Origin of the sequence: Acetobacter fallax (genome assembly GCF_011516735.1) — a bacterium.
Classification (GTDB): domain Bacteria; phylum Pseudomonadota; class Alphaproteobacteria; order Acetobacterales; family Acetobacteraceae; genus Acetobacter; species Acetobacter fallax.
This window is the reverse complement of record NZ_WOSX01000001.1, coordinates 243,520-268,153: the sequence shown is the minus strand read 5'-3', so window position 1 is coordinate 268,153 and position 24,634 is coordinate 243,520. Positions and strand designations below refer to the sequence as shown.

Sequence of the window (24,634 nt, the reverse complement as noted above, 5' to 3'; positions counted from 1 at the left end):
CCGCCCCGAACCCCGCCAAAGGCCACAGACCTTTGGAAACCATTTTATTATTAATCAATAGGGGTGCAGGGGCCTGAGGTTCCTGCCGGGTCCGGGCAGGATCCGGATACTCTCATCGACAGGTCAGTCTTCACAACCTCTGCTATAAGCAGACAGTTCTCACCCCGGTCCACCAGGCCCGCGTTGTCCCTGCAACCCCTCCCACAGCCCGCCCTGCTTTACGATCGCGGCAATAACCGCGCGAAGCAGCGTGTTGTCGTTGAGCATCTGTTTGCCCATCGTCTCATGCGCCTCCATCAGTTCGATGGTCGCATTCAGCCCCTCTTCATGAAGATCAGGTGAATTGGCGAACTGGTCCTTCGTATTGGCCCGCGCCTGTTCCTGCAGTTTTTCCGATTCTGCCAGTTTGGTTTCCAGGCCGGTGACAAACGCCACCTTGTCTCCATCCGTCAGGTCGCCCTCGAACAGATCGTTGATCGCCTCGATAATTCGCGAGAGCTGAACCTTCATCTTCTCCTGTGGCTGACCGGAACCGGCTTCCCTGACCGGCTCCAGCCCGTCACCGGCCCTGTTCTTCAGCCCAAGCTTCTGCCTGCCAAGATCCTTCATAAGATGATGCGTCAGACGCAGGGTCGTCGTGTCGATGGTCTCGCGCTCACGGTCAAACTTCAGCAACGGCCAGAGCATTTTTGCAAACAGGTACAGCTTTTCATAATCCGGATTGCCGTAGTTCAGCATCTGACTGAAAAACTCATACATCCGCACGTAGGAGGCCAGATCACTCCGGAACTGGATCAGGCCGTCAATCCGTTCCTTTGCTTCTTTCCGCTCCTGTGAGCCTTCCGGTTCGTCCTGAACAATTTTCCGGGCATCACGATACCGGCCCAGCACACGGGAACTGACCGGCACGATGGCCGCATCAAGCTGCTGCTGCGTCGCTTTCGGATTTGTCAGGATACGGGCCACCCGATCCACTTCGGGCTGATCGTACAGCCCGGCGTCATCCAGCTTGTGGCGCAGGTTCACCACGCAGTTCGGATCACTGAGGTCCGCCAGTTCGGCCTTCGTGTAATATTGCTGGAACGCCTTGAGGATGTCTTCCGGGTCGTTCTCGAAATCGACCACGAAGGTCATGTCCTTGCCCGGATAACAGCGGTTCAGCCGCGAAAGCGTCTGTACGGCCTGAATGCCGCCGAGCTTCCGGTCCACATACATGCCGCACAGCAATGGCTGATCGAAACCCGTCTGGAACTTGTTCGCCACGATCAGAATGCGCCACGGATCTTCGGCAAAAACCTCCCGCAGATCACGTCCTTTCAGCTCAGGATTGATGTTGCTTTCCGTAAACGGCTCCGGGCCACTTTCCGGGTCATCCACCTCGCCCGAAAATGCCGCCAGAAGCCCGAACGGATAGTGTTTTTCCTTTACGTAGCGATCCATAGCCAGCTTCCAGCGCACAGCCTCCCTGCGGCTGGCCGTCACCACCATGGCGCGAGCCCTGCCACCAAGGAGCGGCTGCACATTCTGGCGGAAATGCTCCACCACGATCTGCACCCGTGCGGCGATGTTGGTGGGGTGCAGTCGCACCCACTTCATCAGCGCCTTCTTTGCCTCCGAAGCCTCGACTTCCTCGTCATCCAGAATCTGTCCGTTCTGGCTCAGGCGGAACGCCTGTTTCCAGGACACATAATTCCGCAGCACATCAAGGATGAATTCTTCCTCGATAGCCTGCCGCATGGAATAGACATGGAACGCCTCAGGCTTGTTGTCCTCGCCCCTGGGCAGACCCGGATGCGGCAACCGCCCGAACAGTTCCAGCGTTTTGGCCTTTGGCGTAGCCGTGAAAGCAATAAAAGAAATTCCCGCGTCCGCCGCAGTCCTCTGCGCCATTTCCGCCGCCAGCAGATCTTCCGTGCTAATCTCCCCGCCATCCGCAAGCTCTGCCAGTTCACCGGATGAAAGAGCGGCCTTGAGCTTGCTGGCCGATGTCCCGGTCTGCGAGGAATGAGCCTCATCCGCGATCACGGCGAAATGCTTGCCCTCGGTCGCCGCAAGCTGACGGATTTCCTCCAGCGCGAACGGAAAAGTCTGGATCGTGCAGATGATGATCTTCTTGCCGGTATGCAGTGCCGCAGCAAGCTCCTGGCTCTTGCTGCCCCCATTGCCGGAAATTGACGCCACCACACCGCGCGTGCGCTCGAAACTCTCAATGGTTTCCGAAAGTTGCCGGTCCAGAACCGTCCGGTCCGACACCACAATGACGGTGTCGAACAGCTTGTGATTATGCGCGTCATGCAGATCGGACAGAAAATGCGCCGTCCAGGCAATGGAGTTTGTCTTGCCCGACCCGGCGGAATGTTGAATCAGATAACGCTGCCCCGGCCCCTCCTTCAGAATGGTGGAGACCAGCAGCCGTGTGGCGGCAAGCTGATGATAGCGCGGAAAGATCCAGCCCGTAATCTTCCCCCTCTTTTTTGCCGGAATGATGTAGCGGCCAAGAATGTCCAGCCACGAGGCAGGCTGCCACACCTCCCGCCACAGATACGCCGTGGTGCCGGGATTGCCCGCACCGCCCTCGTTCCCCTGATTGAACGGCAGAAACCGGCTGTGCGCGCCATCCAGATGCGTGCACATCATCACATCGCTGTTGCTGACAGCAAAATGCACAACCGCCCCGCCAGGCACCGAAAGCAGCGGCTCCGCTGGCTTGCCCGGCGGCTTCGGCAGGCGGTCGGTGCAATACTGCTCCACCGCGTCCTGAACCGACTGCGTGTAGTTCGATTTCAGCTCCGCTGTCGCAACCGGAACGCCATTCAGAAACAGCACCAGATCCAGCTCATTGCCGTTGCTGGCCGAATAACGCACCTGCCGCACCACACGCAGACGATTGGCGTCATAACGATGCTGCAAATGCGGATTCATCGTCAGGGCCGGACGGAACTGACAGATCTTCAGCGTTTTTGTCAGCCCGATAATGTCCAGTCCATCACGCAGGACGACGAGCGCCCCACGCGCATTCAGGGCATCCCGCACACGCTGGCATAAAACTGCGCCAGCCGAGGCCCCGTGCGTTTTCTCCAGCGTCTTCCACGCATCCGGCTCACATTCGCGCACCCACGCCAGCAGATCTTCGGGGAACAGGGCCTGCGCCACGTCATACCGCGCGGCAGAGCCATCTTCATAGAGCCAGCCGGAGCGTCCGAGGTAATCGCAGATTTCGGATTCCAGATGATGCTCCTTGTGAAGATCGGTCATTCAGCAACATCCTCTATGGGAAGAGCATCAAGCTGACGATTTTCCCATTCTTTATAAGTGATTCCAGAGGGGACCTGATGCCACTTGTCCGGGCCATTCGCAGGGCGTCCATAGATGATTGATGCCGCCGCACTTGGGCTGGAAAAGGCATAATCCTTCACAAATACAGTGGATTGACCCTCAGATCTTATAACACCGCCTCTCTCAAGTTCATCGCGTAGTGGATGATAGCTCGTTCCTTCCCTCCCTTGCCAACACGGGTAGAGACGAGAACCGGTTAGAACGATAAATTCGCCATCCTGTAAAACAGCATGCGCTTCGATTTCATATTTCGGATATTTGAGAGTGAACTCTGGCTCTAAATCTGAGCTTTGTTCATTTACCGCGACTGCTTGTCTGGTGGCGGCAGAAGTCGTCGACCCCGCCGGACGGCTGCGCTGGATGAACATGTCCACCCGGATGGCGGGCAGAACCACCATCAGACTGGCAAGAAACGCCTCCATCTTGGCAATATCCGCTTCCGTCAGACCCGGCGGCTTCGGGGAATTGCCATTGTGCAACGGCGTATGCCCGATCTCCCGCGCCATGACGACCAGCCGCGCTTCCAGATACTTCACATGCGCCTTGTTCAGCCGGTTCGCGCTGGCGGAGACCAGAACAGCGGTTTCCCACCAGTCCTTGTCACTCGCCGCCGCGTGCTGTTTCAGCCTGACACCAAGATCCTCGGCCTCCCCGATATAGGCGAAGTCCTGCCCATCCTTCTCGCCAAGCAACAGGTAGACCCCGGCATAACCGGCCTCCTCCCGTCTGAGCGCTTCGGTCAGGCGTGTGCGCGGCGTGACGAACACATGTCCTGTCCAGTTGAAAAGTTCGGCGGTGATCATGCCGTCCGGATGACCGTCGATATAGAAAAGCTCCAGAGAGCGGCCCTTGGTGTCGATCATGCTGCGATGGCCTTGCTCTGGGCTCGGACATCGATCTTACCGGTGACGGCGGCGGAGATGAGGGCGGAGCGGCGTTCTTTGAGGAGGGTGATAATAGAATTAGCTGAATTCATCAGGTTTTCGAATTGAGACTTTTTACTCTCCAAAAAATTGACAATAGTTTTCTGATCATCAATCGAAGGAACTATTATTGGGAGCATCATCAAATTTGTTGAAGAAATAGATGCAAGATTTGTGGATTGTTTGGAGCGTGTCATAAAGTAAAATTTTGCATAGTCAGAACCAATAACTGCAGACACCCACTCTGACATTATAGATTTTGGTCTAACGGCAAACACATGATTTTGATGAATACAAGGAGATATCTCGCCATACCAAATGGCGCCGCGTCCTAATTTATCGAAGTCTCCCCCCTCGTTCATAAGAACATCTCCTTGTCGCAGCAAATATTTCTCGACCTGATCTCTATCAATGTTAATTCTAGATATCTCAGACAAATCCAAATACCCATCCTGAACATTGGCTACCCGGAGATACGGCATTTGCACTGATTTCTGCTCTATTACCTCTTTGCCTTTAGCAATCCCGGTTTGTACTGACGCTACATTTTTCAGAGGATGCACTTCCCACCCTTCCGGCACCACCCCGATCCACGAAATGCCTGAGTCCTTCATGGGGGCGTTGGGGTTCAGGCCTTTTGTGACGGCGTGAGAGATGACGGCCTGCCGCTTTTCCGCAAGGAGGGCAATCAGCCGTTCCTGTTCGGCAATCAGGGCGTCAATCTTCGCGCACTCGCGGTCCAGAAAGCTGGCTATTGCCTGCTGTTCGGGGAGTGGAGGAAGTGCACAATACAGCGATCCAAAAATGTTGGGATAAAGCCGCAATCTAGAATCGATAACTCCAGATGAGAATGCTTTATAGTACAAAATAACCTCATCTGATCGGACTAAGTAATCCAAAAATCTCGCAAAATTTCCTGAGAGCAATTTAAATACTGAATATGCAGGACTAACAATACCGTAATAATTTGAGAACCCCAGCCCGCGGTTCCACGCGAGCATGATATTCATCACGAGATCGTTGGGATAACAAATCTTATATCCAACAAGAGACTGCGCCCGGCTTAAAAAATCACCATCATTAATAATTTCGCCGCGAGGAGCTATGCCAGTATAGGCTGATACAGATAAGAGCATTTCCTCTCCCGTCTCAGACCTCTCATCCCGTTCAGCAAAGACCTGTTTATATCGTTGCAATGACCAATGAGCAGGAATTTCCCCAATCCACTCAACCCCGCTGTCCTTATAAGCCGGATACTTCGGGAAACTCATGCCGAAAGCTCCCCAAGCATCGCCATGATTTTCGCGGTCACCTCTTTCAGATCCGCATCAATCTCCGCAAGCGGACGTGGCGGCTCGAAGACATAGAAATACCGGTTGAACGGAATTTCGTAGCCAATCTTTGTCTTGTCCTCGTCAATCCATGCATCCGGGGCATGCGGCAGGACTTCGCGTTTGAAGTAAGCGTGAATGTCCTCATCCAGCGGCACGTTTTCCGTGTCCCGCAGGCTGCTATCGGGCATGGACTTGCCCTTTGCCTTGCCGCGCTGGCCAAGGACGATATTGCCGTCCTCATCGCGCTGCGGACGCTCCACGGTGATGGTCTGATAGCCAAACGCCTCATTGCGAAAAATGCGGCTCAATGGCGCGAGTTTGACTTTGCCGCCTTCCGGCGCTTCCGGTGGTTCCGCGCCCTTCATCACAACCTCACGCGTCTGCGTGCCATCGGTAGCGGTCACGGTGGCAAGCTGCGCCTCCTGCGCATCGCGGAACAGGCGCGTGACGAGGGTAATGTCGTCCTCTCCCATTTCCTTGCGCTTGGAGCCGAGGCTTTTCCGCATCTTCTGCCAGAAGGAGGAGGCGTCGATCAGTTGCACCTTGCCCTTGCGGTTCTTTGGCTTGCGATTGGTGAGCACCCAGACATAGGTGGCGATGCCGGTATTGAAGAACATATCGGTCGGCAGCGCGATGATGGCTTCGACAAGATCCTCTTCCAGAACGAAGCGGCGGATTTCGGACTCGCCGGACCCGGCGGCGCCCGTGAACAGGGGCGAGCCGTTCAGGACGATGCCAAAGCGTGAGCCGCCGTCCTTCGTCGGGCGCATCTTGTGGACGAGATGGAGCAGGAACAGCATGGAACCGTCCGAGATGCGCGGCAGGCCGGGGCCGAAGCGCCCGTCATAACCGAGCTTTTCATGCTCGGCGCGAACGGCTTTCTCAACCTTCTTCCACTCCACGCCAAAAGGCGGATTGGAGAGCATGTAATCGAATTTGAAGTCCGCCAGTTCGTCATCTGACAGTGTGTTACCGAGGCGGATGTTACTGACGTCCTGATTGCGGATCAGCATGTCAGCCTTGCTGATGGCATAGGATTCCGGGTTCAGTTCCTGCCCGAACATGGTCAGACGGGCGTCCGGGTTGTGATCGAGCAGAAACTCTTCCGCAACGGAGAGCATGCCGCCGGTGCCTGCCGTCGGGTCATAGATGGTGCGCACGGCGGCATTGCCGGGGGTCAGCAGACTGTCATCCTCAGCAAAGATCAGGTTCACCATCAGCCTGATGACTTCGCGCGGAGTGAAGTGCTCGCCTGCCGTTTCGTTGGAGGCTTCCGAGAACTTACGGATCAGTTCCTCGAACACCTGCCCCATCTGGTGGTTATCGACGGCTTTGTCGCTGAGGTCGAAGCTGATGAATTTTTCAAGCACCAGGTAGAGCAGGTTGGCCTTTGCCAGACGGTCTGTCTGCTCGATGAAGCGGAAGTGGTCGAAGATGTCACGGGCAGCGGGTGAGAAGGCGTTGATATAGGCGGAGAGGTTCTGGGTCAGGTTATCCGGGTCGCCCAGCACGCCTTTCAGCGTGAAGTCGGACGTGTTCACGAACTTCAGACCGGCGGCTTTCTCCATGAAAGGCATGGGGTCGATGCCTTTGCTCTCCCACTTCTCCTTTTCCTTCAGCACTTTTGCACGAGTAGGAGCCAGAACGGCATCAAGGCGGCGCAGAACGGTAAAGGGCAGGATGATCCGACCGTATTCGGCTGGCTTGAAGTCGCCCCGCAGAAGATCGGCGACCTGCCAGATCATGGAGGACAGGGAGGCAGTGCGGGGTGTCGTGCTCATGAGAAAATCTGGTCCGATGTCGAAAATGTGGAATCACTGGTTTTGAAAATGTTGCCGGAGCCAGACCGCGAACGCGTCTTCCTCCATTGCGCCAGACGCAAGAGCCACCATCGCTTCGACAGCTTCCGGAGCGCCGACCTGCACACGAGTGCTATTCAACCGCAGGAAAAGGATGCAACAGCTCCAGGCTGTCCGCTTGTTGGCGTCATTGAAGGGATGATTGCGCGCGATGCCATAAGCGTAGGCCGCAGCCAGAGTCGCGGTGTCCGGCGGATCGGATTCCGCATAGTGCCAGCGGTTTTCTGCGCGGGCTAACGCGCTGTGCAGCAGATCTTCGCTTTTGAGCCCGTGGGTTCCGCCGTATTCCTTCAGGGCCTGATCGTGCATGAACAGCACCGCGTCGGGTTCCAGAAACTCAGGCAGCACACCCGGCATCAGCGCTTGGCCAGTTCCTGAAGAACGTCAGCCTGCTCACGCAGTGTCTCACGCGCCATCTGCATCTGGCGTTCAAGCCTGAGATTACGTTTCACGAGCTTGATTCCGTCGGCCATTTCGACCAGCGTGAGTTCCTGGCCGACCTCAAGACCAAGGCGGATACGTGTTTCCGCTGGAAGGGTAACACCGACAGAATTGCCCTGTTTGCGAACGACAACCGTTTCCATGAGCTCAGCTCCGTATTACGAACGGTAATACGTAACAGAACTTACTTAGGAGCGGCAAGCAAAATATCGAGTTGTCACTGCGTCAGCTATGACGCTCATCCACCCAAAACCGGCCCTTCCGCTACCCCCCCCAAACCGGACCGTCCGCAAAGACCAAAGACCGCAGAATGATACGGAACCAGACCGATCGCGCATCCTTTTCTTCGGAAAGCGGCCCCCATCTCCATCGTCCGCATCCTGGCCCGGAAAGTCAGTCAGAAACCGATCCCAAAAACCATTCCACATCCGAACCATACTTTTCCGGAACTCTCTGGAATCCCTTACGTCCCCAAACCGGACCAACCCCGGAAAACGAAATAAATTTCTCCCATTCCCCGGCAAAGACAGTCCCAGTCACAGATCACCAGGACCGGAGCCCTCACCATGTCACCCCGCAGCCATCCTCAGCCGAACCTCGTCCAACCCTCCGTTCCACCACAACCAGCCCCCTCCATCACGTCCCGCCGAAACAATCCGTGATCCACAGAAAAACCACCCCGACCCATCTGGAAAACCAGCCCCCTCCGAAGCCCCCGGAACCTCTTCGCCAGAACCGCCAGTCCCGATAAACAGAACATCCCGAAAGCAGGGCAGGGGAGCCCGCCCCGCCTCTCAGACAAACCCCCGAAGAGCACCGAAACCATGCGTCCCGCCACAGCAGCCCGCCACGTCCTGATCACCCTCGCAACCACCTGGCTCTTCCTGTCCCCGACACATGCCCGCACCCCCGAAGCCGCGGCCCGCCTCATCGCCCGCTTCCATATGCAGCCGGTGCCAGCAGAGGGCGGCTGGTTCGCCCAACTCCTGCGCACCGATGAAACCATCGACGGCTCAGCTCTCCCGGCCCGCTACAACAAAATCAGGCATCCCATTTCCACAGCCATTCTCTACGTCGAAACCGCCACCGGCTTCTCCGCTATCCACCGCCTGAAAACAGATGAAGTCTGGCACTTCTACAGCGGCGACCCGGTCCATATCCTGCTTCTCACGCCCGACGGACATGGCCGCGAAGTCACGCTCGACGCGCAGACACCAGCCCTCGTCGTGCCCCACAATACCTGGCAAGGCTCAGCTCCCGCAGGTCCGCGCGGCTGGTCATTCGTGGGCACAACCATGGCCCCCGGCTTCATCCCGGAAGACTTTGAACCCGGAAAACGTGCCTCACTCACTCAGGATTATCCCGAATTTCAGCACCAGATCGCCGCGCTCACCCGAACCGAAGCCACCAGACCGTAAAAAACGCCCTTGTCAGCGCCGCCATTCAGGCCTGAAACACGGTATTATCCCACGGAAATCACTACTCGCGATCCCCCTGAAACACAGGGCGCAAGACAGATAGAGTCACTTCAGATTTTTTGGAAAAAGCGGGGAAAATGGCTGGGGGACCTGGATTCGAACCAGGGCTGACCGGGTCAGAGCCGGTAGTTCTACCGCTAAACTATCCCCCAACGAGGTTCGGAACATCAGGCAAAAGCCACCGTTCCTGCGGTGAGCAGGCAGGTAGCATTCCGGCTCACACAGGGCAAGGGCATTTTTTTACTTTGTGACAGTGGGTAAGTTTTTGCTTGCCCGGACCGTCATTTTCTTGAAATATTGCCATAAAATTGCCCTAACCTGAAGGACCAGACGATGGACCGTTCCCGCGCCTGGCCCCGGAGTCAGGAGGTATTGACCACCCTCCCGCCCGTGCCCGCCAGTTTTTTCCCGTCTTTGCCCGGATCAGATTGCACAGGAGTCAAAACCTCCGGGCCGGCTTTTGTGTCCGGTAAAAGTGAAATGGGTCCGGATGGCAACGAAAGACCGGCAACCCGACGGTCATATGCTGGTCATGATAACGATGATGTCTTGGCGGCAATCGATCTGGGCACGAATAATTGCCGCCTGATGATCGCGGCGCGGGCGAATAGTGGCTTTCGTGTGGTGGACAGTTACAGCCGCATCGTCCGTCTCGGAGAGGGGCTGCAAAAAACCGGCGAACTGGGTGAGGATGCCATGGCCCGGACGTTGGATGCCCTTCACACCTGTGCCGTGCGGCTTGGCCGCCGGCCGCCTTCCGGTTTTCGTGCTGTGGCGACAGAAGCCTGCCGGCGGGCAAGAAATGGCCGTGAGTTCATCAGACGTATCCATGACGAAACAGGCCTCCGGTTTGAGATTATCTCTGGTCGGGAAGAAGCAGAACTTGCAGTCGAAAGCTGTTCGGGTCTGCTTTTTTCAAGCTTTTATCGTGGTGCAGCCGGGACCATAAAATCTGCCAGCGGCCAGCCAGCACCGACCCGGGGTCTGCTTCTCGATATTGGCGGCGGCTCAACAGAAATTGCGTGGGTCCGGCTTGATCACGGACGCCGTACGCATGATGTGATTGGTTATATCAGTCTGCCAATCGGCGTCATTACCCTCTCCGAGCAGTTTTCTTCACACCGTCCCGATGACTACCGTGTTATGGTGCAGCATGTGCATCATCAGCTTAAAGCATTTGAGACAACGCATCGGATAAACCGGGAGATTCTTGGGGGAGGAGTGCGTGTTGTCGGCACCAGTGGTACAGTGACAACGTTGGCTAGTCTGGACCTTGATCTGCCCCGATATTCACGATGTGCTATCGATGGATACCATCTTGGTGTGATGAACGCACACAAAGCGATCGCACGGCTACATCGTATGGGGGTGCAGGGTATGCATGCCCATCCATGCATTGGCTCCGAACGTGCCTCTTATGTTCTTCCTGGCTGTGCAATTTTCGAAGCATTTCTCTCTCACTGGTCTTCAGATATTGTTGTTGCGGATCGTGGATTGCGGGATGGCCTGCTCACACGAATGATGAGCGGCAATGGATTAGCTGGCGGAAGGCGTAACGGACTTTCCGGGGCACGTGGCAGACAGCATCGTATGCCCGGATAATCCGGTGCGTGTAACAGAAAAGAAGTAAGCAACACTTGACCACCAGAGCCCCACCTTCAAAGCGCGGCGCCAGTCACCCCGTTTCGACATCCAAAGCTGAGAATTTGCCTCGGGTGCCGGGGCGTGCTCTCACAAAGAAATCCGCGCCCGGTGCCCGGGATGGTGGTGAGGACGGTCTTGCTCCGCAGAATATCCGGTCCAAATCAGTATCGCTTAAGAAATCCAGGGGACGAACTACAGCTCAGCAACGCTGGCTGGCACGTCAGCTTAATGACCCCTATGTGCAGGCGGCACACAAGCAGGGCTGGCGCTCCCGGGCAGCCTTCAAGCTGATCGAACTTGATGACCGGTTTCATCTGATTAAGCCCGGGCAGCGCGTGGTTGATCTCGGCGCTGCCCCAGGTGGCTGGACACAGGTTGCTGTCAAGCGCGGTGCGGCATGTGTTGTCGGGGTCGACCTGCTGCCAGTTGATGAAGTTCCTGGCGCTGAAATTATTGAAGGAGATTTCACCGATCCGGAATTGCCAGCGCGTCTGATTGAGATGCTTGGTGGCAAGGCTGATCTTGTACTCTCGGATATGGCGCCCAACACAACGGGTCACGCGCCTACGGATCATCTCAGAATTATCGGGCTTGCTGAAGGCGCGTTTGACTTCGCGCTGGATGTTCTGGCTGAGGGTGGCACATTCGTCGCTAAGGTGTTCCAGGGTGGATCAGAAAAGCAAATGCTTGATCCGATGAAAAAAGTTTTTTCAAGCGTCCGTCACGCCAAGCCGCCGGCAAGTCGCAAAGACTCCAGCGAACTTTATGTGGTGGCAACGGGTTTTCGGTCTGAGCGGCTCGCTGAATTGCAACAGGAAAGAGGGCAATTCCTGGACGATTTATAATTTTTCGGCAGGATTTTAAGACATAGTTTGAAACCTGTAGCCAGCTTGTCCGTTATTTGACTGACCTCAACGGACGAGTTGTATTCTTATGACGAAAACACAGACGGACACAGATAATACATTTCTGTCCGATATTCAGACATTGCGTGCACGTGCGAAAAAATCGATCGGTGATGGTGCTGTCACACCTGCTTATGAAGGCGATGTGAAAAAGGCGATTGAACTGTTGCAAACAGTGGTCGCGACCGAAATTGTTTGCGTGCTGCGTTATACGATGAATTCAATTTCTGTTTCCGGGATTAATAGTGAAAGTGTCGCTGCTGAGTTTGCTGAGCATGCGCGCGAAGAACAGACGCACATGCAGTGGGCTGCGGAGCGAATTGATCAACTGGGTGGTGTGCCAGATCTTAATCCGGAGGGGCTTGCTACGCGCTCAGCTGCCGAATACGGTCAGCCCGGAACGTTGGTAGAACTAGTGAAGCAGAATCTTATCGCAGAACGGGTTGCGATTGAGCATTACCGCGAATTGATTCGCTATTTTGGTCAGAAAGACCCCACTACCCGGATCATGCTGGAAAAAATACTGGCACAGGAAGAAGAGCATGCAACCGATATGCATGATCTTCTTGTTGCACATGAAGGCAGGCCATTTCTGGCTGACTGAACCAACCTGATACCAAAACATTACTGACCAGATGAATTCATTTGGTCAGTAATGTGGCCCTCTCGATGTGGCCTCAAGCTGGTATTTTTGTCGGTATGAATTTATACACTGCCTTTTTGAGTTATGGTGAGGTAATTACGCGCCAGACGATCAAATTCTAAAACGTCGAGCGTTTCTGCGCGGCGCGATCCATCGATCGCCGCCGCGTTTAGTAGTCGCTCGCCACCAATACCCTTTAGTGCTCCACGGAGCATCTTTCGTCGCTGACCAAACGCAGCGGCAGTCACCTGTTCCATTGCTCGGAACAGCTGAGAGTCGGGCTGGTCTGCATGGGGTGTCAATTCAACTACTGCGGACCAGACTTTTGGTGGAGGCGAAAAGGCGCCTGGTGGTAACCGCATGATCTGCGAGCACAGAGCGCACCACTGCGAGATAACAGCAAGTCTCCCGTAATGCTCAGTGTTCGGTTCGGCGCAAATTCGTTCGGCTACTTCCAGCTGAAACATCAGTGTCAGACGCTCCCACGAAGCGGCTTGTCTGAGCCACCCAATCAGCAGAGGGGTGGCAACATTATATGGAAGATTCGCCACGATCCTTCGTGGTGCGGGACAGAGAGTTGTCAGATCAACCTTGGTTGCATCGGCTTCAACCAGATGGAGGCGGTCTGGTGCCTCGATTTCCAGTTCTCGGATAACAGAGACGGCTCTGGGATCGACCTCGATAGCGATGACAGAGGCTGCATCGCTATCGAGTAGGGGACGGGTAAGTCCGCCAGGGCCTGGACCAACCTCAATGACATGACGTCCGGCAAGAGGTGCTGCCAGTTGCACAATCCGTGCCGTGATGCCGGGATCAAGGAGAAAATGCTGACCAAGAGCGCGTCTGGCATCGAGATTATGGCGGCTTATGACGGAGACAAGGGGCTCTCGTGTCATTTATCTGACCAGTCTGCTCAGGTTTTAGATCTCATCTCAATGACGGCTTTCCGGTGCAGATCCCTGTCAAGCTGTCGTGCTGTCTGTTCCACACGTTCGTTCAGCAACTGATCAGCAATTTCGCTAGGTGTGCGATTTGCAAAATTCTTCGTGGTTTTAGAACAGACCATTAGCAGAGCAATCCCATCTTCTGACACCAGGGGACGGGTTGTTTTTCCAATTGGCAGGGTTCCCAGAACCTGCTGCATCTGTGGGTTCAGGCGTTCAAGCTGAAGTTCCCCTGGATTGGATGGGCGCACTTCTCCCAATTTCTTATTCGCAGCGATCAGATCCTCACAACTATGCGACTGCTGAGCGATCTGCACAGAGGTTTGTAGTGCCTGACGCTGTTGCGGTGTTGGATTTTGGGGATTCAGGTGCTCAGCAAAAGGAATGAATGCCTGCCGAACATTTAGCAAAGTCCCGGGCTGGTGCCCGATAATGCGTTTGCCAAGAACGGTCGCGATGACATAGCCTCCGGCCACTTTAATCGGATTTGAAATCGCGCCTTCAGGCATTTTGCGAACCATGGCCACGACTTCCGGGTCAAGGCTGTCTTCCTGAACCCAGCCCATGGATCCACCGTCAAGCGCACTCTGTGCTTGCGAAAACTGCGCCGCGACAATTGAGAAGGGGGCTCCTTTGCGGAGTTCCTGAATAATAGTTTCGGTGAATTTCAGTTCAGTTTCACTGTGCCGCGCATCTTCGACAGGAACAAAAATCTCACTGATGAAATATTCCGGACGCCCTTCCTGTTTCTGAAGAGCATCGGTTCGTTGAGAAATTTCCTGCGAAGTCATCCGGTAACGTGTTCCCAGTTCCTGTCTGAGAACCTGAGTCCAGCCAATCTGGACTCGGATCTGGTCGATCAGTGTCGTTAACGACACACCATCCTGCGCCAGTCGGTTGCGAAGTGCGTTAGCAGGCATACCGTTTCGCTTTTCGATACCTTCAATCGCGGCGGCGATCTGCTCAGGAGTAACATTGATATGGCGGTTGAGGATTTCCTGCGTACGAAGCCGCTCATCAATTAGCTGTCGGATAATCTGGGGCCGCATTCGGCTCATGACATCCTCGTTCATCGGGAGGCCTGTTGATAGCGCGAACAAACGACCACGGTTATCGACGTCGCGCCGGGTTAGCGGGATGCCGTTGATGACCGCAATGATTGTATCCTGAGTTTCACCCAGAACCGGTAAGACTTTCTTTCCTGCTTGTTTCGTATGAGGCCGGGCATCATCCACGCCGTCGGCGGGTTCTGACAAGTCGGACTGCTGTTTGTGGTGATGCCGTTGTGCCAGCGCCTCTGTCGGACAGGAAGCAAAGCTGGTTGCAATCACAAGCGCCAAGGCGGACCCGGTAATGGAAAGGCTCAGTCGCATGCAGATTGGTCTCTCGCCGTCGCAGTTAAGGGAGTCGCGTTTACCGGAATGTGGCACGCATTTGAAGCGCATCAGCGCGGCATGCACACTGGTTATCCTTTGCCTGTATCGTTATTTCAGGCCAAATGCACCGATACTCTTAAGTGTGACGGTGAAAAGGTAGGTGGAGTTGCGCTGCTGACCGCCGATTGTCGTATACTGTTTGAGATACATAACATCCAGTCCAAAACAATCATTTTGAAAGCCCGCATTTGCGCCAATTGTGACAAACTGTTTGCGGGACAGGGCCCGACGAGCAAATAATGACGCATGCCAGTTAGCCCAGTTAGTCGAGAGGCCACCGCTAATTTCATTCGTGCGCTGGTAGTATACGGAAGGCGGGTTGGAATCGTGATAATTATTTACGTAATAATAGAAAGGCGTAACCGGTTCCCATACATACCCGCCTGAAAGGCCAAAATGTGGTCCATTGAGGTTAAACAACGCGTCACCAAAATCGATGTCGCCGTTTTTAGGGTTTACCCGCGTACGTGCCGTGAAGCTCAGATACTGTGTTGGTTCTACGCGAGCGCGGGCTATAACGTCTGACAGATGGTGATTCAGGCCCGAATAAGGCAGGCGGTCATGCTCAATGTGCTCCTGGAAACTTTCGCCCACCAGAAGATCGACCACGTGACCATTCCATGTCCAGTTGCCGTGCATGCCGACATTGCCGCGCAAGCCTCCATCAATTCTGTCTGTGCCTTGGAAACGGTTGAGAGAAAACAGCGTCGAATCGGTAAATTCGTAATTAAGACTGTCTTCATTGGGCATGTTCCGGGACATGCCATCGCCAGTATTCGGTGCATAGATTGCCTGAACGATCGGCTCAAAAATCTGGGTGCCGCGACCTTTCATGAACTGACGTAAGAAGGGCCAGTTCATCTTCACCGCGACAGTTGGCACGACCTGCCCTTCCACAGTCGTTCCCCGGTATTTATAGAAGTTAGGCTGCTGATAAAGATTGCTGGCCCGATAGAGCATTGAGTCAAGCCGCAGCGTCACCAGATATTTCTGACCGAGGCTGGTTCTAAACGGCCTGTCCCAGTTTAGTTGTAACTCACCGCGTTGATCTCTCGTCCCGTTGGAGCGGTAAACATAGAAATCATTGGTGTTGACGCCGATGCGTCCACCAAGAATGTCGGGCTGTGAGAGAAAACTGTATTCATAATGCGGCATGACAAATGGAAGGTCACTGTTGCGAATGACACCTTGGTTCAGGCCCTGATAAAACTGACCGTCGATCCGGCTATAGGCTCCTGTACCAAATCCTTCGAGATAAGCGTTGGAGTTCAGGGTGTCAGAACCGTAACCCTGAATTCGGTAGTCACGCATGTAGTTGGCAGAACTCGCGATCTGCACGTTAAAACCGCCCCGCCATGCTTTGGTGATTGAGGCCTGTCCCTGAGCAAAAACATATCCCTGAATGCCACGATCATTCTGAGCACCGACCGAATCACCGAAATCATTCGTGTAACCTGCGTGGCGATATGTGTCATAGGCGACACCACCGAGAATATTGAGTGTGCCGAAATTGAAACGGTTACGATACTGAGCACTGAGTTGGGGGCCCGTCTTTGTCGAGAAAAGTCCCTGAACCGTTAGATCTGATTGATCGTCTATGACCCAGTAATAAGGGATCGTGACATAAGTTCCGAGATAGCGGTCATGTGGCGTAATCCCGGCCATCAGGAAGCCGCTGTGACGCTTGGCTGATGGATCAGTGATCGAAAAATAGGGCAGGTATAGAACTGGTATACCGAGGATATCCATATAGACATCACGGAAATCAATCTCTTCATGCTGAAGATCCTGCGTCGCGTTATAGGCACGAAACTGCCAGAAAGGCGCACGGGTCGGATTCTTTGCACAGATTTCACAGGCTGTGTATACTGCACGCGTCAGGTCGTTGATCTTGCCGCCGGTTCGCCTCATTCCGTTAGCAGCGAGTTTCGCGTTGTCTGTCAGCAACGCGTTGACGTGAGTCATCACGCCGTCACGCATGTTTCCTGTCAGTTCCGCGTAGTGAGAGAACAGAACCGATCCGTCCGGCTGGCTTGAAGCGACACTGCCGGCAGCCGCCACAATACCTGTATTCCGATCATAGGTCATTTTGTCGGCACGCATGATGCGGTCGCCTTGCCAGACCTGCACATTGCCTGTCCATGTAACGACGCCAGCGTGGTCGTCATAACTCACCTTATCCGCCTGAAAGGTAACAGGATCATTTCGCGATGTCGTGCTTCCGGTATTTACGTGCAGTGGCGTTGGCCGAAATTGCGCGTGGGCTGTTTCGGTCGAAACCAGAAGAAGGGCATATGTCGTTCCTAGTCCGGCCAGAAAGACTCCGCCTCCCTTCCATCCAGCAAGGCTACGAGCATCGGTCAGCCCTTTGATGCTTTTCAGCCACGCGGCAATCATGCGTCTCATCTGATGGGAAGGAAAGCCTGTGGAACTGGTCATCAAAAAGGGCAATCAGCCATCCTCCAGGTGCAATAGCAATGAGACCGCGAGGCAAAGCCCAGCCCCGGTTGGCGCCCATGCTGCGAGCAACGGCGGCAGCGCTCCGGAGTTACCAAATTGTTCAGCAACTTTCGAGACTGTGAACAACAGAAATCCTGCGGCGACGCCCGAGCCGATCATCTTTGCCACACCACCGCGGCGTGTTGGCCGCATTGAAAAGCCGGCAGCCACGAGAGCCATCGTTCCGGCGAGGATTGGAAGAGCAAGAAGCGCTTCGAAATGAAGCTGATGACGAATCGAAGAGAACCCCGAACGCTCCAGTAAACGAATGAAACCCGGAAGTGCCCATACGGACAGCGTGTCAGGAGATGCGAAACTTTCCTGTACACGATTTAGAGTCAGATCCGTTGGCAGCATGACAGTTTCGGGCGGTCCTGCCATTTCGTCGGGTCGCAGAGTGTGAGCCTGTTCGAGTAGCCAGTATCCTGCTTCCAGACGCCCGGAAGGCGCTTCGATTCGCAGAATGAGATGATCGTGTCGGTCGATGCGAAACACGCTGACATCCTGAATCCGGAGAGTGCCGTCCTTCAGATGAGTGTCCCGGGAGTGGAGGATTGCGACGCCGCGTTCATCAAGGCCGGAATCAAGTTGCCGTAGCCAGAGTGAGGCACCAGACATTGTCAGAGGGCCGCCACCTGTGCGCAGATATTGCTCGTCGAGTGTTTCAGCGCGACCATACATGACAGAAGAAAGAGGAGAAATGATACCCGTTGTCAGCGTCCCTAGCATCAGGGCGCAAGCGAGAGGAGCAGCCAGGAACTGCCAGGCGGAAATGCCAGCGGCCCGGGCGACGACCAGTTCCGAAGAGCGCGTCAGGCGCCAGAAACAGACAATTCCACCGAGAAGCACACCGAATGGCATTATCTCCATGAAAAAATAAGGGATATGTAACCCCGCGATTTCCGTCACCAGACTCGTCGGTACATCAGGTTTTGTTGCAACTCTTCGCAGAAGGTCAATGAAATCAAAAAGGCAAACGATTCCGGTTAGAGATGCCGTCATCGCCATAACCGAGAGCATGAACTGGCGCGCGATATAGAGTGACAGTGTGACAGAAACGACCACCGTAACAGGCCTCAGGCGTTCGGGCGAACGGAAGAAGGTATCTTCTGTCCGGCCGTTCTGACTTCAGATGCAAAGAGGAGAAGCGCACAGACTATTCCCGGCACTACGGCTTCGATAAGGATCAGCGGAATCAAGATCATATTCCGGCTGGCAAGATTTTGCAGCAGAAGATTTAGGGCGAGCAATCCGATCACAGCGAGAACAGCAAAGAGCGGCCTGAGGATGTTGCCATGACGCGAAAACGCTCCCCTGAGAATCGCGACCATGCCGATCATGGCGAACGAGAAGGCAGTGAAGGGAGATGTAATTCTCCGCCAGCCTTCGACAGCGAGCTTGCCTCTGTCACGTTCACTCACTTCTCTCGGATCGGGATTAATCAGTTCCTGCAGGGACATTTCCGCCGCATCACGGGGCCGTACCTGGTCAGACTTTGAAGACGTCAGATCCAGTGTGTTGCTGTCAAACAAGAGCAACGTAAGCCGCCCGGTTTTGTGGTCGATTTCCTGTCGCGATCCATCATACATCACCACCCGGGGCTGATCGTTGACAATCAGCATTGTTCCTCGTTCCGCGAAGATCGTTGCACGGCTATTCGGAATCCGATCATCTTCCACCATGATTCCGCGCAGCATCCCGGTGTGATCCCGTTCACGGACATAGACGGTCATCGCGTCCGACAACTTGGTGAAAACACCTTCCTGGAGAAGGAAAGCGGCCATCTTGTTTCTGATCTGAAACTCGAACTGGCGGAAATCCCGGTAGGAAACAGGCACGATCCACAGGTTAAGCGCGAAAGTAAGAAGCATGGCGACTGTGGCGCAAATCAGACCTGATCTGGCCAGTAAAAAGGGAGACAGCCCCGCGGCGCGCATCACCGTAAGTTCCCGATCGCCTGCCAGTCGATGATAGACGAAAAGTGTTACCACGAAGGTCGTAATCGGAAGCACTACAGCCACAAAGGACGGGATCATCAGGCTGGTCAGTTCGATGAATACCCGGAGGGACAGGCCCCGGTCGACGACAAGTGAGACGAATCTGAGCGACTGAGTGAGCCAAATCAGCGCGGCAAGGCCGCCAGTGGTTGCAAGCAGCGCCACGAAAAGCTGATGCAGCACATATCGATCAAAAGTTTTCAGTTTCAGCACAGGGTGCTTGGTCCTGTGAATGGGGACACACTATAAACGTTTACTTCACGCGCGATCGGAGCGGGAGTGACTTTGTCGTTCGGACTGCACGTCCGAATGCTGCATCGGCCGGGGATGCAAACGAAGACGTGTCGTAAAGAGACATGACTGAGCATGGCACCTATCTACTCTCTCTGCCGTGAAGGGCAAACTGTATGGAGCAGCAGATCAGTGGAAGGATTTGTAACGGTTTTTCAGGCTGCCCCACTTCGTTGCGTGGACGCGCAGTCAACCGCCCTTCGCACGAGTGAATCTGGCTAGCCATCGAATACGTCAGGGCCAAAAGCCGCTCTCAGACCGTCATCAAAAACCGGAGGCGAAATCTTACCGAGAATGAGGCTTCTGAATCTGATTACTCGACAAATTGCTGATGGGCATGGAATCGTTTTTGATCCTTGTGCTGATAAGCGGAAAAAAGGCATGCACGGTTCGTGCTCATCGTCGACTGATTCGGGAAAAACCTCACCCTGATGACACGTGTGGGAATTACCGTAGGCTCTGTCTTATCGTAATCTGTCCCTCAAGGACACATACCCCGCATTCGGTATGGGACGAGTGGTTAGGGGAGAGGGGGTGGCGCGAGAATAATTCTGATCATAATCATCTGGGTTGGCCGCCCGGAAATGCGGATAGGCTCTGTCGTTTCAGGAAGCTGTCGACAGAAGCAGGTTTTCCCGATGAGTGACTGAACCGTGTGGGCACCGGTGTAATGAGCAGTCCCCACTGCACCGGGGAATTCGTAGGCAATGAATATTTCATGCACACTTTGGACCTATAACAGATTGTTTTGTCAGGCTCTGACACTGAAGCCGCCGCCTCAAAATCAGCAGACAGAGAACAGCCCCTGATCCTGCTTCACCGCCTTTCCTTTGCTCTTACAGAGTCCTCGCTATAGGATTGATTTTTATCAGAGAAGCGATGGTCCGTTCCGGGGGGGGGGAAAGGTCATCTGGTGCCTGGCATGTCATCGGGTTTGCAGGGAGGGGCAATGCGCGACACACTCAGATTCTGGCTGGGCGACGAGTATATCGTCCTCCACGACGTGCCGCCGACCATGACGGCACTCGACTGGTTGCGTGAGAAAGGTGGCCGCACCGGCACCAAAGAAGGTTGCAATGAAGGCGATTGCGGCGCCTGCACCATCATCGTCGTTCGGCGCAACACCACAGCGAACGACGACGAAGACCTGACCTGGCAGGCTGTCAATGCCTGCATCCAGTTTCTACCTATGCTTGATGGGGCTCAGGTTTACACCGTGGAAGACCTCCGCGATCCGTCCGGCGCCCTGCACCCGGTCCAGACCGCCATGGTGGAGCAGCACGGCTCGCAATGCGGTTTCTGCACACCCGGATTCATCATGTCGATGGTTGTGTTCCGTAAACGCGCCGAAACAAAAAACGGACCTGTCACCGATACCGATATCGACGACGCCCTCGCCGGTAATCTCTGCCGCTGTACCGGCTATGCGCCGATCATTCGTGCGATGCGCCATGCGCTGGCCGCCGGGCCGGATCGATTTGACGCGGAAACGGCAAAGATCTCCGAACGCCTGGCCACGATGGAGACCGGGGAAGGGGTCGTGATTGCGACAGATGCCGGTCGCCTGACCATCCCCGCCAGCGCTGACGAACTTGCCGCCACAATGCAGACCGACCCCGCTGCTCGTATCGTCGCCGGTGCCACCGATGTCGGACTCTGGGTGACAAAATTCGGTCGCATACTTCCCCACGTCGTGTTCATCGGTCAAATACCCGAACTGAGACGCATTGAAGCAACGGCACAAGGCGTTACAATCGGCGCCGCTGTCACTTGGAGCGAGGCTGAAGCTCCGCTCTGCGCCATACAGCCTGAAATGCGCGACACCTTCCGCCGCGTCGCGGCTCGTCCCGTACGAAATTCCGCGACCCTGTGCGGCAATATTGCCAACGGCTCCCCGATCGGAGACGGCCCGCCTCTCCTGATCGCCGCCGGCGCCGAACTCATCCTCCGACGCGGCGTTCAGAGACGTCGCATTCCTCTCGAAGCGTTTTTCATCAATTACGGCGTTCAGGACCGCACGCCCGATGAATTCGTTGAAGCTGTCTTTATGCCGGTCCCCGAAGAAGGAGTCCTGTTCAGAGGCTATAAAATCTCTAAACGCTTCGATCAGGATATCTCTGCCGTCATGGCAGGCTTCTCCCTGACCCTCCGCGACGGCCACATCCACACAGCATGCCTCGCTTTTGGCGGCATGGCTGCAATCCCGAAGCGTGCCGCCACCGCCGAAGCTGCCCTCGTGGGACGCCCCTGGAACGAAGCCGCGCTTGCCGCCGCCCGTGATGCTGTCAGTCAGGATTTCACACCTCTCTCAGACCTGCGTGCCTCCTCCTGGTATCGCCAGGAAGTCGCCCGGAACCTGCTGACACGTTTTTACGCCGAAACCGCCGGGCAGACCCCCGTCCGCGTCTCCGTCCGCACGCATCGCGCGGAGACAGCCCATGTCTGACCCGGGCGACGCCTTTGACCTCGGTGCCGGTATGGCAGGCCCCTCCACCGAAGTCATCGACGGCACAAAAGCCGAAACCAAAGCCCTGGATGCCCGATCAGTTTCTCAACGCATATCCTTGAAACCGGTGCGCGGTGGCGCATCCCAGTCCCTCCGCCACGAAAGCGGGATTCTTCACGTCTCTGGCGCCGCCACCTATATCGACGACCTGCCCGAACCCAAGGGGCTCCTGCACCTGGCCCCCGGCCTCAGCACGAGAGCCCACGCCCGCATCCTGTCGATAGATCTGGGAGCTGTCCGTGCCGCTTCCGGTGTCGTCCTCGTTCTGACAACGAAGGACATTCCTGGCCACAACGATGTCAGCCCCGTCGGCAAACATGACGAACCGCTCCTGGCCGAAGATATCGTGTCGTATCATGGCCAGATGATCTTTGCAGTCGTAGCCGAAACCCGTGCTCAGGCCCGCGCCGCCGTCCGCCTGGCAAAAATCGGATACGAAGACCTCCCCGCGATCCTCGATGTCGCCCAGGCCCGTGCCGCAGGCAGCGAAGTTGTCTGGCGCTCCCTCACAATGAGCCGCGGGGACGCCGAAAGCGCTCTCCGGAAAGCCCCCCGCCGCGTCTCTGGTAGCCTCAGTGTCGGTGGCCAGGAGCATTTCTACCTTGAAGGTCAGGCCGCCATGGCCATGCCCGGCGAGAACAGAGAAATGTGTGTCTGGTCCTCTACCCAGCACCCGACCGAAACTCAGTTGATGATTGCCCACGTCCTCGACTGCCCCAGCGCGCTCGTCACTGTTGAGGTGCGCCGCATGGGTGGCGGCTTCGGCGGTAAGGAAACCCAGGCCAACGGCCCCGCCTGCCTCGCAGCCCTCGCGGCCTCGATCACCGGTCGCGCTACCAAACTGCGCCTCGACCGCGACGACGACATGACTATAACCGGCAAGCGACATGACTTCGTTATCGACTACAATGTCGGTTTCGACGACGAAGGCCGCATCCATGCCGTCGATATGGTGCTTGCTGCCCGCTGCGGCTGGTCCGCCGACCTGTCCGGCCCTGTCACTGACCGCGCTTTGTTTCATGCAGACAACGCTTATTACTATCCCGATGTCCGCTTGCGTTCCGAACCCCTTAAAACCAACACCCAGTCCAACACCGCCTATCGCGGCTTCGGCGGCCCGCAAGGCATTGTCGGCGCCGAGCGCCTCATCGAGGAAATCGCTTACGCTACCGGCTTCGATCCGCTTGATGTGCGCCTGTGCAATACTTACGAAACCGGAACCGACCGAGACCTTACGCCCTATCACATGAACGTCGAAGATAGCATCGCGGCGGACATCATGAAAGCTCTCGCCGAAGACTGCGGTTACAGAAAACGACGCGAAGACATCAGAGTCTTCAATACAAAAAGCCGTTTTATCAAACGCGGCATCGCTCTGACACCGGTCAAATTCGGCATTGCATTCACCGCTACTCATTATAACCAGGCCGGCGCCCTCGTGCATGTCTACACTGACGGCTCCGTCCAGGTGAATCACGGCGGCTGCGAAATGGGGCAGGGGCTTCATACTAAAATGGTTCAGGTCGTCATGCGCGAATTCGCGCTCGAAGCCGACCGCGTCCGCATCACCGCCACAAACACCGGTAAAGTCCCTAACACTTCGGCAACAGCCGCCTCCTCCGGCGCCGACCTGAACGGCATGGCCGTGCTTGATGCGGTCATCAAAATCAAAACCAGGCTCGTAACATTCGCCGCCGAACACTGGTCCGTTCCGGAGGACCACATAGCCTTCACACCCGAAGGTGTGCAGGCAGGTGAAACCCTCATCCCTTTCTCTGACCTCATCAAAGCCGCCTATTTCGCCCGTATCTCCCTGTCGTCAAACGGCTTTTACAAAACACCGAAAATCCACTGGAATCCCGACACGGGACGCGGTCGTCCCTTCCTCTATTTCGCTTACGGAGCCGCTTGCTCAGAGGTCGCCGTCGATACGCTGACAGGTGAAATGTGTATCGAACGTGTCGATATCCTCCACGATGCAGGTCAGTCTCTGAACCCGGCCATCGATATAGGGCAGATCGAAGGTGCGTTCGTACAGGGTGCGGGCTGGCTCACTACGGAAGAACTGGTGTGGGATTCTGCCGGGCGGCTTCGAACGCACGCTCCCAGCACTTACAAAATCCCCGGCTGCTCGGATCGCCCCCGGATCTTCAATGTTCGTCTTCTGGATAATGCTCCAAATCAGGAAGAAACGATTTTCCGGTCGAAAGCTGTTGGCGAACCGCCTTTTGTTCATGGTCTTTCAGTGCTTCATGCTATTTCTGATGCCATTGCGAGTCTGGACGATTATCGCAGCTGTCCGCGCCTGGACGCACCGGCGACGCCTGAGACGATCCTGCGTTGTGCAGAGCATCTGCGCTCAATCGCCGCAGATCGTGTGGCAACAGGGACTACGTGA

Annotated in this window: 17 protein-coding genes and 1 tRNA gene; 6 read left to right on the top strand and 12 right to left on the bottom strand. The window is 55.6% G+C overall.

The features are described from left to right. Positions 1–159: 159 nt before the first annotated feature. From GOB85_RS01165 to GOB85_RS01140, 6 genes are all read right to left on the bottom strand, one after another. Positions 160–3,255 (bottom strand): type I restriction endonuclease subunit R, encoded by a 3,096-nt coding sequence (locus tag GOB85_RS01165; protein ID WP_173575764.1) that lies wholly within the window; start codon positions 3,253–3,255, stop codon positions 160–162. After that, positions 3,252–4,199: a GIY-YIG nuclease family protein gene (locus GOB85_RS01160; protein WP_173575763.1), complete on the bottom strand. Its 948-nt coding sequence runs from the start codon at positions 4,197–4,199 to the stop codon at positions 3,252–3,254. Before GOB85_RS01160 ends, GOB85_RS01165 begins: the two co-directional genes overlap by 4 nt. Then, positions 4,196–5,530 carry a restriction endonuclease subunit S gene (locus GOB85_RS01155; RefSeq protein WP_173575762.1) on the bottom strand — a complete coding sequence of 445 codons (1,335 nt, stop codon included), beginning with the start codon at positions 5,528–5,530 and terminating at the stop codon, positions 4,196–4,198. The genes GOB85_RS01160 and GOB85_RS01155 overlap by 4 nt, the downstream gene beginning before the upstream one ends. Further along, the gene (locus tag GOB85_RS01150) at positions 5,527–7,338 is read right to left on the bottom strand and encodes a type I restriction-modification system subunit M (RefSeq protein WP_173575953.1); all 1,812 of its coding nucleotides are present in this window, start codon (positions 7,336–7,338) and stop codon (positions 5,527–5,529) included. Before GOB85_RS01150 ends, GOB85_RS01155 begins: the two co-directional genes overlap by 4 nt. Positions 7,339–7,407: 69 nt before the next feature. Continuing rightward, positions 7,408–7,809: a type II toxin-antitoxin system death-on-curing family toxin gene (locus GOB85_RS01145; protein ID WP_173575761.1), complete on the bottom strand. Its 402-nt coding sequence runs from the start codon at positions 7,807–7,809 to the stop codon at positions 7,408–7,410. Continuing rightward, the gene (locus GOB85_RS01140; protein WP_003630907.1) at positions 7,809–8,036 is read right to left on the bottom strand and encodes an AbrB/MazE/SpoVT family DNA-binding domain-containing protein; all 228 of its coding nucleotides are present in this window, start codon (positions 8,034–8,036) and stop codon (positions 7,809–7,811) included. The genes GOB85_RS01145 and GOB85_RS01140 overlap by 1 nt, the downstream gene beginning before the upstream one ends. A 681-nt stretch (positions 8,037–8,717) precedes the next feature. On the opposite strand from GOB85_RS01140, the gene GOB85_RS01135 reads away from it, so the two are divergent. Further along, complete coding sequence (locus tag GOB85_RS01135) at positions 8,718–9,311, top strand: cupin domain-containing protein (RefSeq protein ID WP_173575760.1); 594 nt, start codon at positions 8,718–8,720, stop codon at positions 9,309–9,311. Between the two features lie 138 nt (positions 9,312–9,449). On the opposite strand, the gene GOB85_RS01130 is transcribed toward GOB85_RS01135, so the two are convergent. Continuing rightward, a tRNA-Gln gene (locus tag GOB85_RS01130) sits at positions 9,450–9,523 on the bottom strand. A 397-nt stretch (positions 9,524–9,920) separates the two neighbouring features. On the opposite strand from GOB85_RS01130, the gene GOB85_RS01125 reads away from it, so the two are divergent. The 3 genes from GOB85_RS01125 (at position 9,921) to GOB85_RS01115 (ending at position 12,524) form a co-directional block, all read left to right on the top strand. Further along, entirely contained in the window at positions 9,921–10,973 is a 1,053-nt protein-coding gene (locus GOB85_RS01125) for a Ppx/GppA phosphatase family protein (RefSeq protein WP_242011193.1), read from the top strand. A gap of 104 nt (positions 10,974–11,077) precedes the next feature. Beyond that, positions 11,078–11,860 (top strand): RlmE family RNA methyltransferase, encoded by a 783-nt coding sequence (locus GOB85_RS01120; RefSeq protein ID WP_173575951.1) that lies wholly within the window; start codon positions 11,078–11,080, stop codon positions 11,858–11,860. Positions 11,861–11,948: 88 nt separating this feature from the next. Then, the gene (locus tag GOB85_RS01115; protein WP_173575759.1) at positions 11,949–12,524 is read left to right on the top strand and encodes a ferritin-like domain-containing protein; all 576 of its coding nucleotides are present in this window, start codon (positions 11,949–11,951) and stop codon (positions 12,522–12,524) included. Positions 12,525–12,625: 101 nt separating this feature from the next. Here the strand turns inward: GOB85_RS01115 and rsmA are convergent, their stop codons facing one another. From rsmA to lptF, 5 genes are all read right to left on the bottom strand, one after another. Then, a complete protein-coding gene (gene rsmA / locus GOB85_RS01110; RefSeq protein WP_173575758.1) occupies positions 12,626–13,459 on the bottom strand; it encodes a 16S rRNA (adenine(1518)-N(6)/adenine(1519)-N(6))-dimethyltransferase RsmA in 834 nt (277 codons plus the stop codon). Between the two features lie 17 nt (positions 13,460–13,476). Continuing rightward, the gene (locus GOB85_RS01105; protein ID WP_173575757.1) at positions 13,477–14,880 is read right to left on the bottom strand and encodes a peptidylprolyl isomerase; all 1,404 of its coding nucleotides are present in this window, start codon (positions 14,878–14,880) and stop codon (positions 13,477–13,479) included. 111 nt (positions 14,881–14,991) lie between these two features. Next, on the bottom strand, positions 14,992–17,340 hold the full coding sequence (locus GOB85_RS01100; RefSeq protein WP_173575756.1) for an LPS-assembly protein LptD: 2,349 nt from the start codon (positions 17,338–17,340) through the stop codon (positions 14,992–14,994). Positions 17,341–17,394: 54 nt separating this feature from the next. Next, positions 17,395–18,507 (bottom strand): LPS export ABC transporter permease LptG, encoded by a 1,113-nt coding sequence (lptG, locus tag GOB85_RS01095; protein ID WP_173575755.1) that lies wholly within the window; start codon positions 18,505–18,507, stop codon positions 17,395–17,397. A gap of 11 nt (positions 18,508–18,518) precedes the next feature. After that, positions 18,519–19,652 (bottom strand): LPS export ABC transporter permease LptF, encoded by a 1,134-nt coding sequence (gene lptF, locus GOB85_RS01090; RefSeq protein ID WP_173575754.1) that lies wholly within the window; start codon positions 19,650–19,652, stop codon positions 18,519–18,521. 1,027 nt (positions 19,653–20,679) lie between these two features. Here lptF and xdhA point away from each other — a divergent pair. Together xdhA and xdhB are read left to right on the top strand one after the other, a co-directional pair. Next, the gene (gene xdhA, locus GOB85_RS01085) at positions 20,680–22,176 is read left to right on the top strand and encodes a xanthine dehydrogenase small subunit (protein WP_173575753.1); all 1,497 of its coding nucleotides are present in this window, start codon (positions 20,680–20,682) and stop codon (positions 22,174–22,176) included. After that, positions 22,169–24,634 carry a xanthine dehydrogenase molybdopterin binding subunit gene (gene xdhB, locus GOB85_RS01080; RefSeq protein WP_242011192.1) on the top strand — a complete coding sequence of 822 codons (2,466 nt, stop codon included), beginning with the start codon at positions 22,169–22,171 and terminating at the stop codon, positions 24,632–24,634. The genes xdhA and xdhB overlap by 8 nt, the downstream gene beginning before the upstream one ends.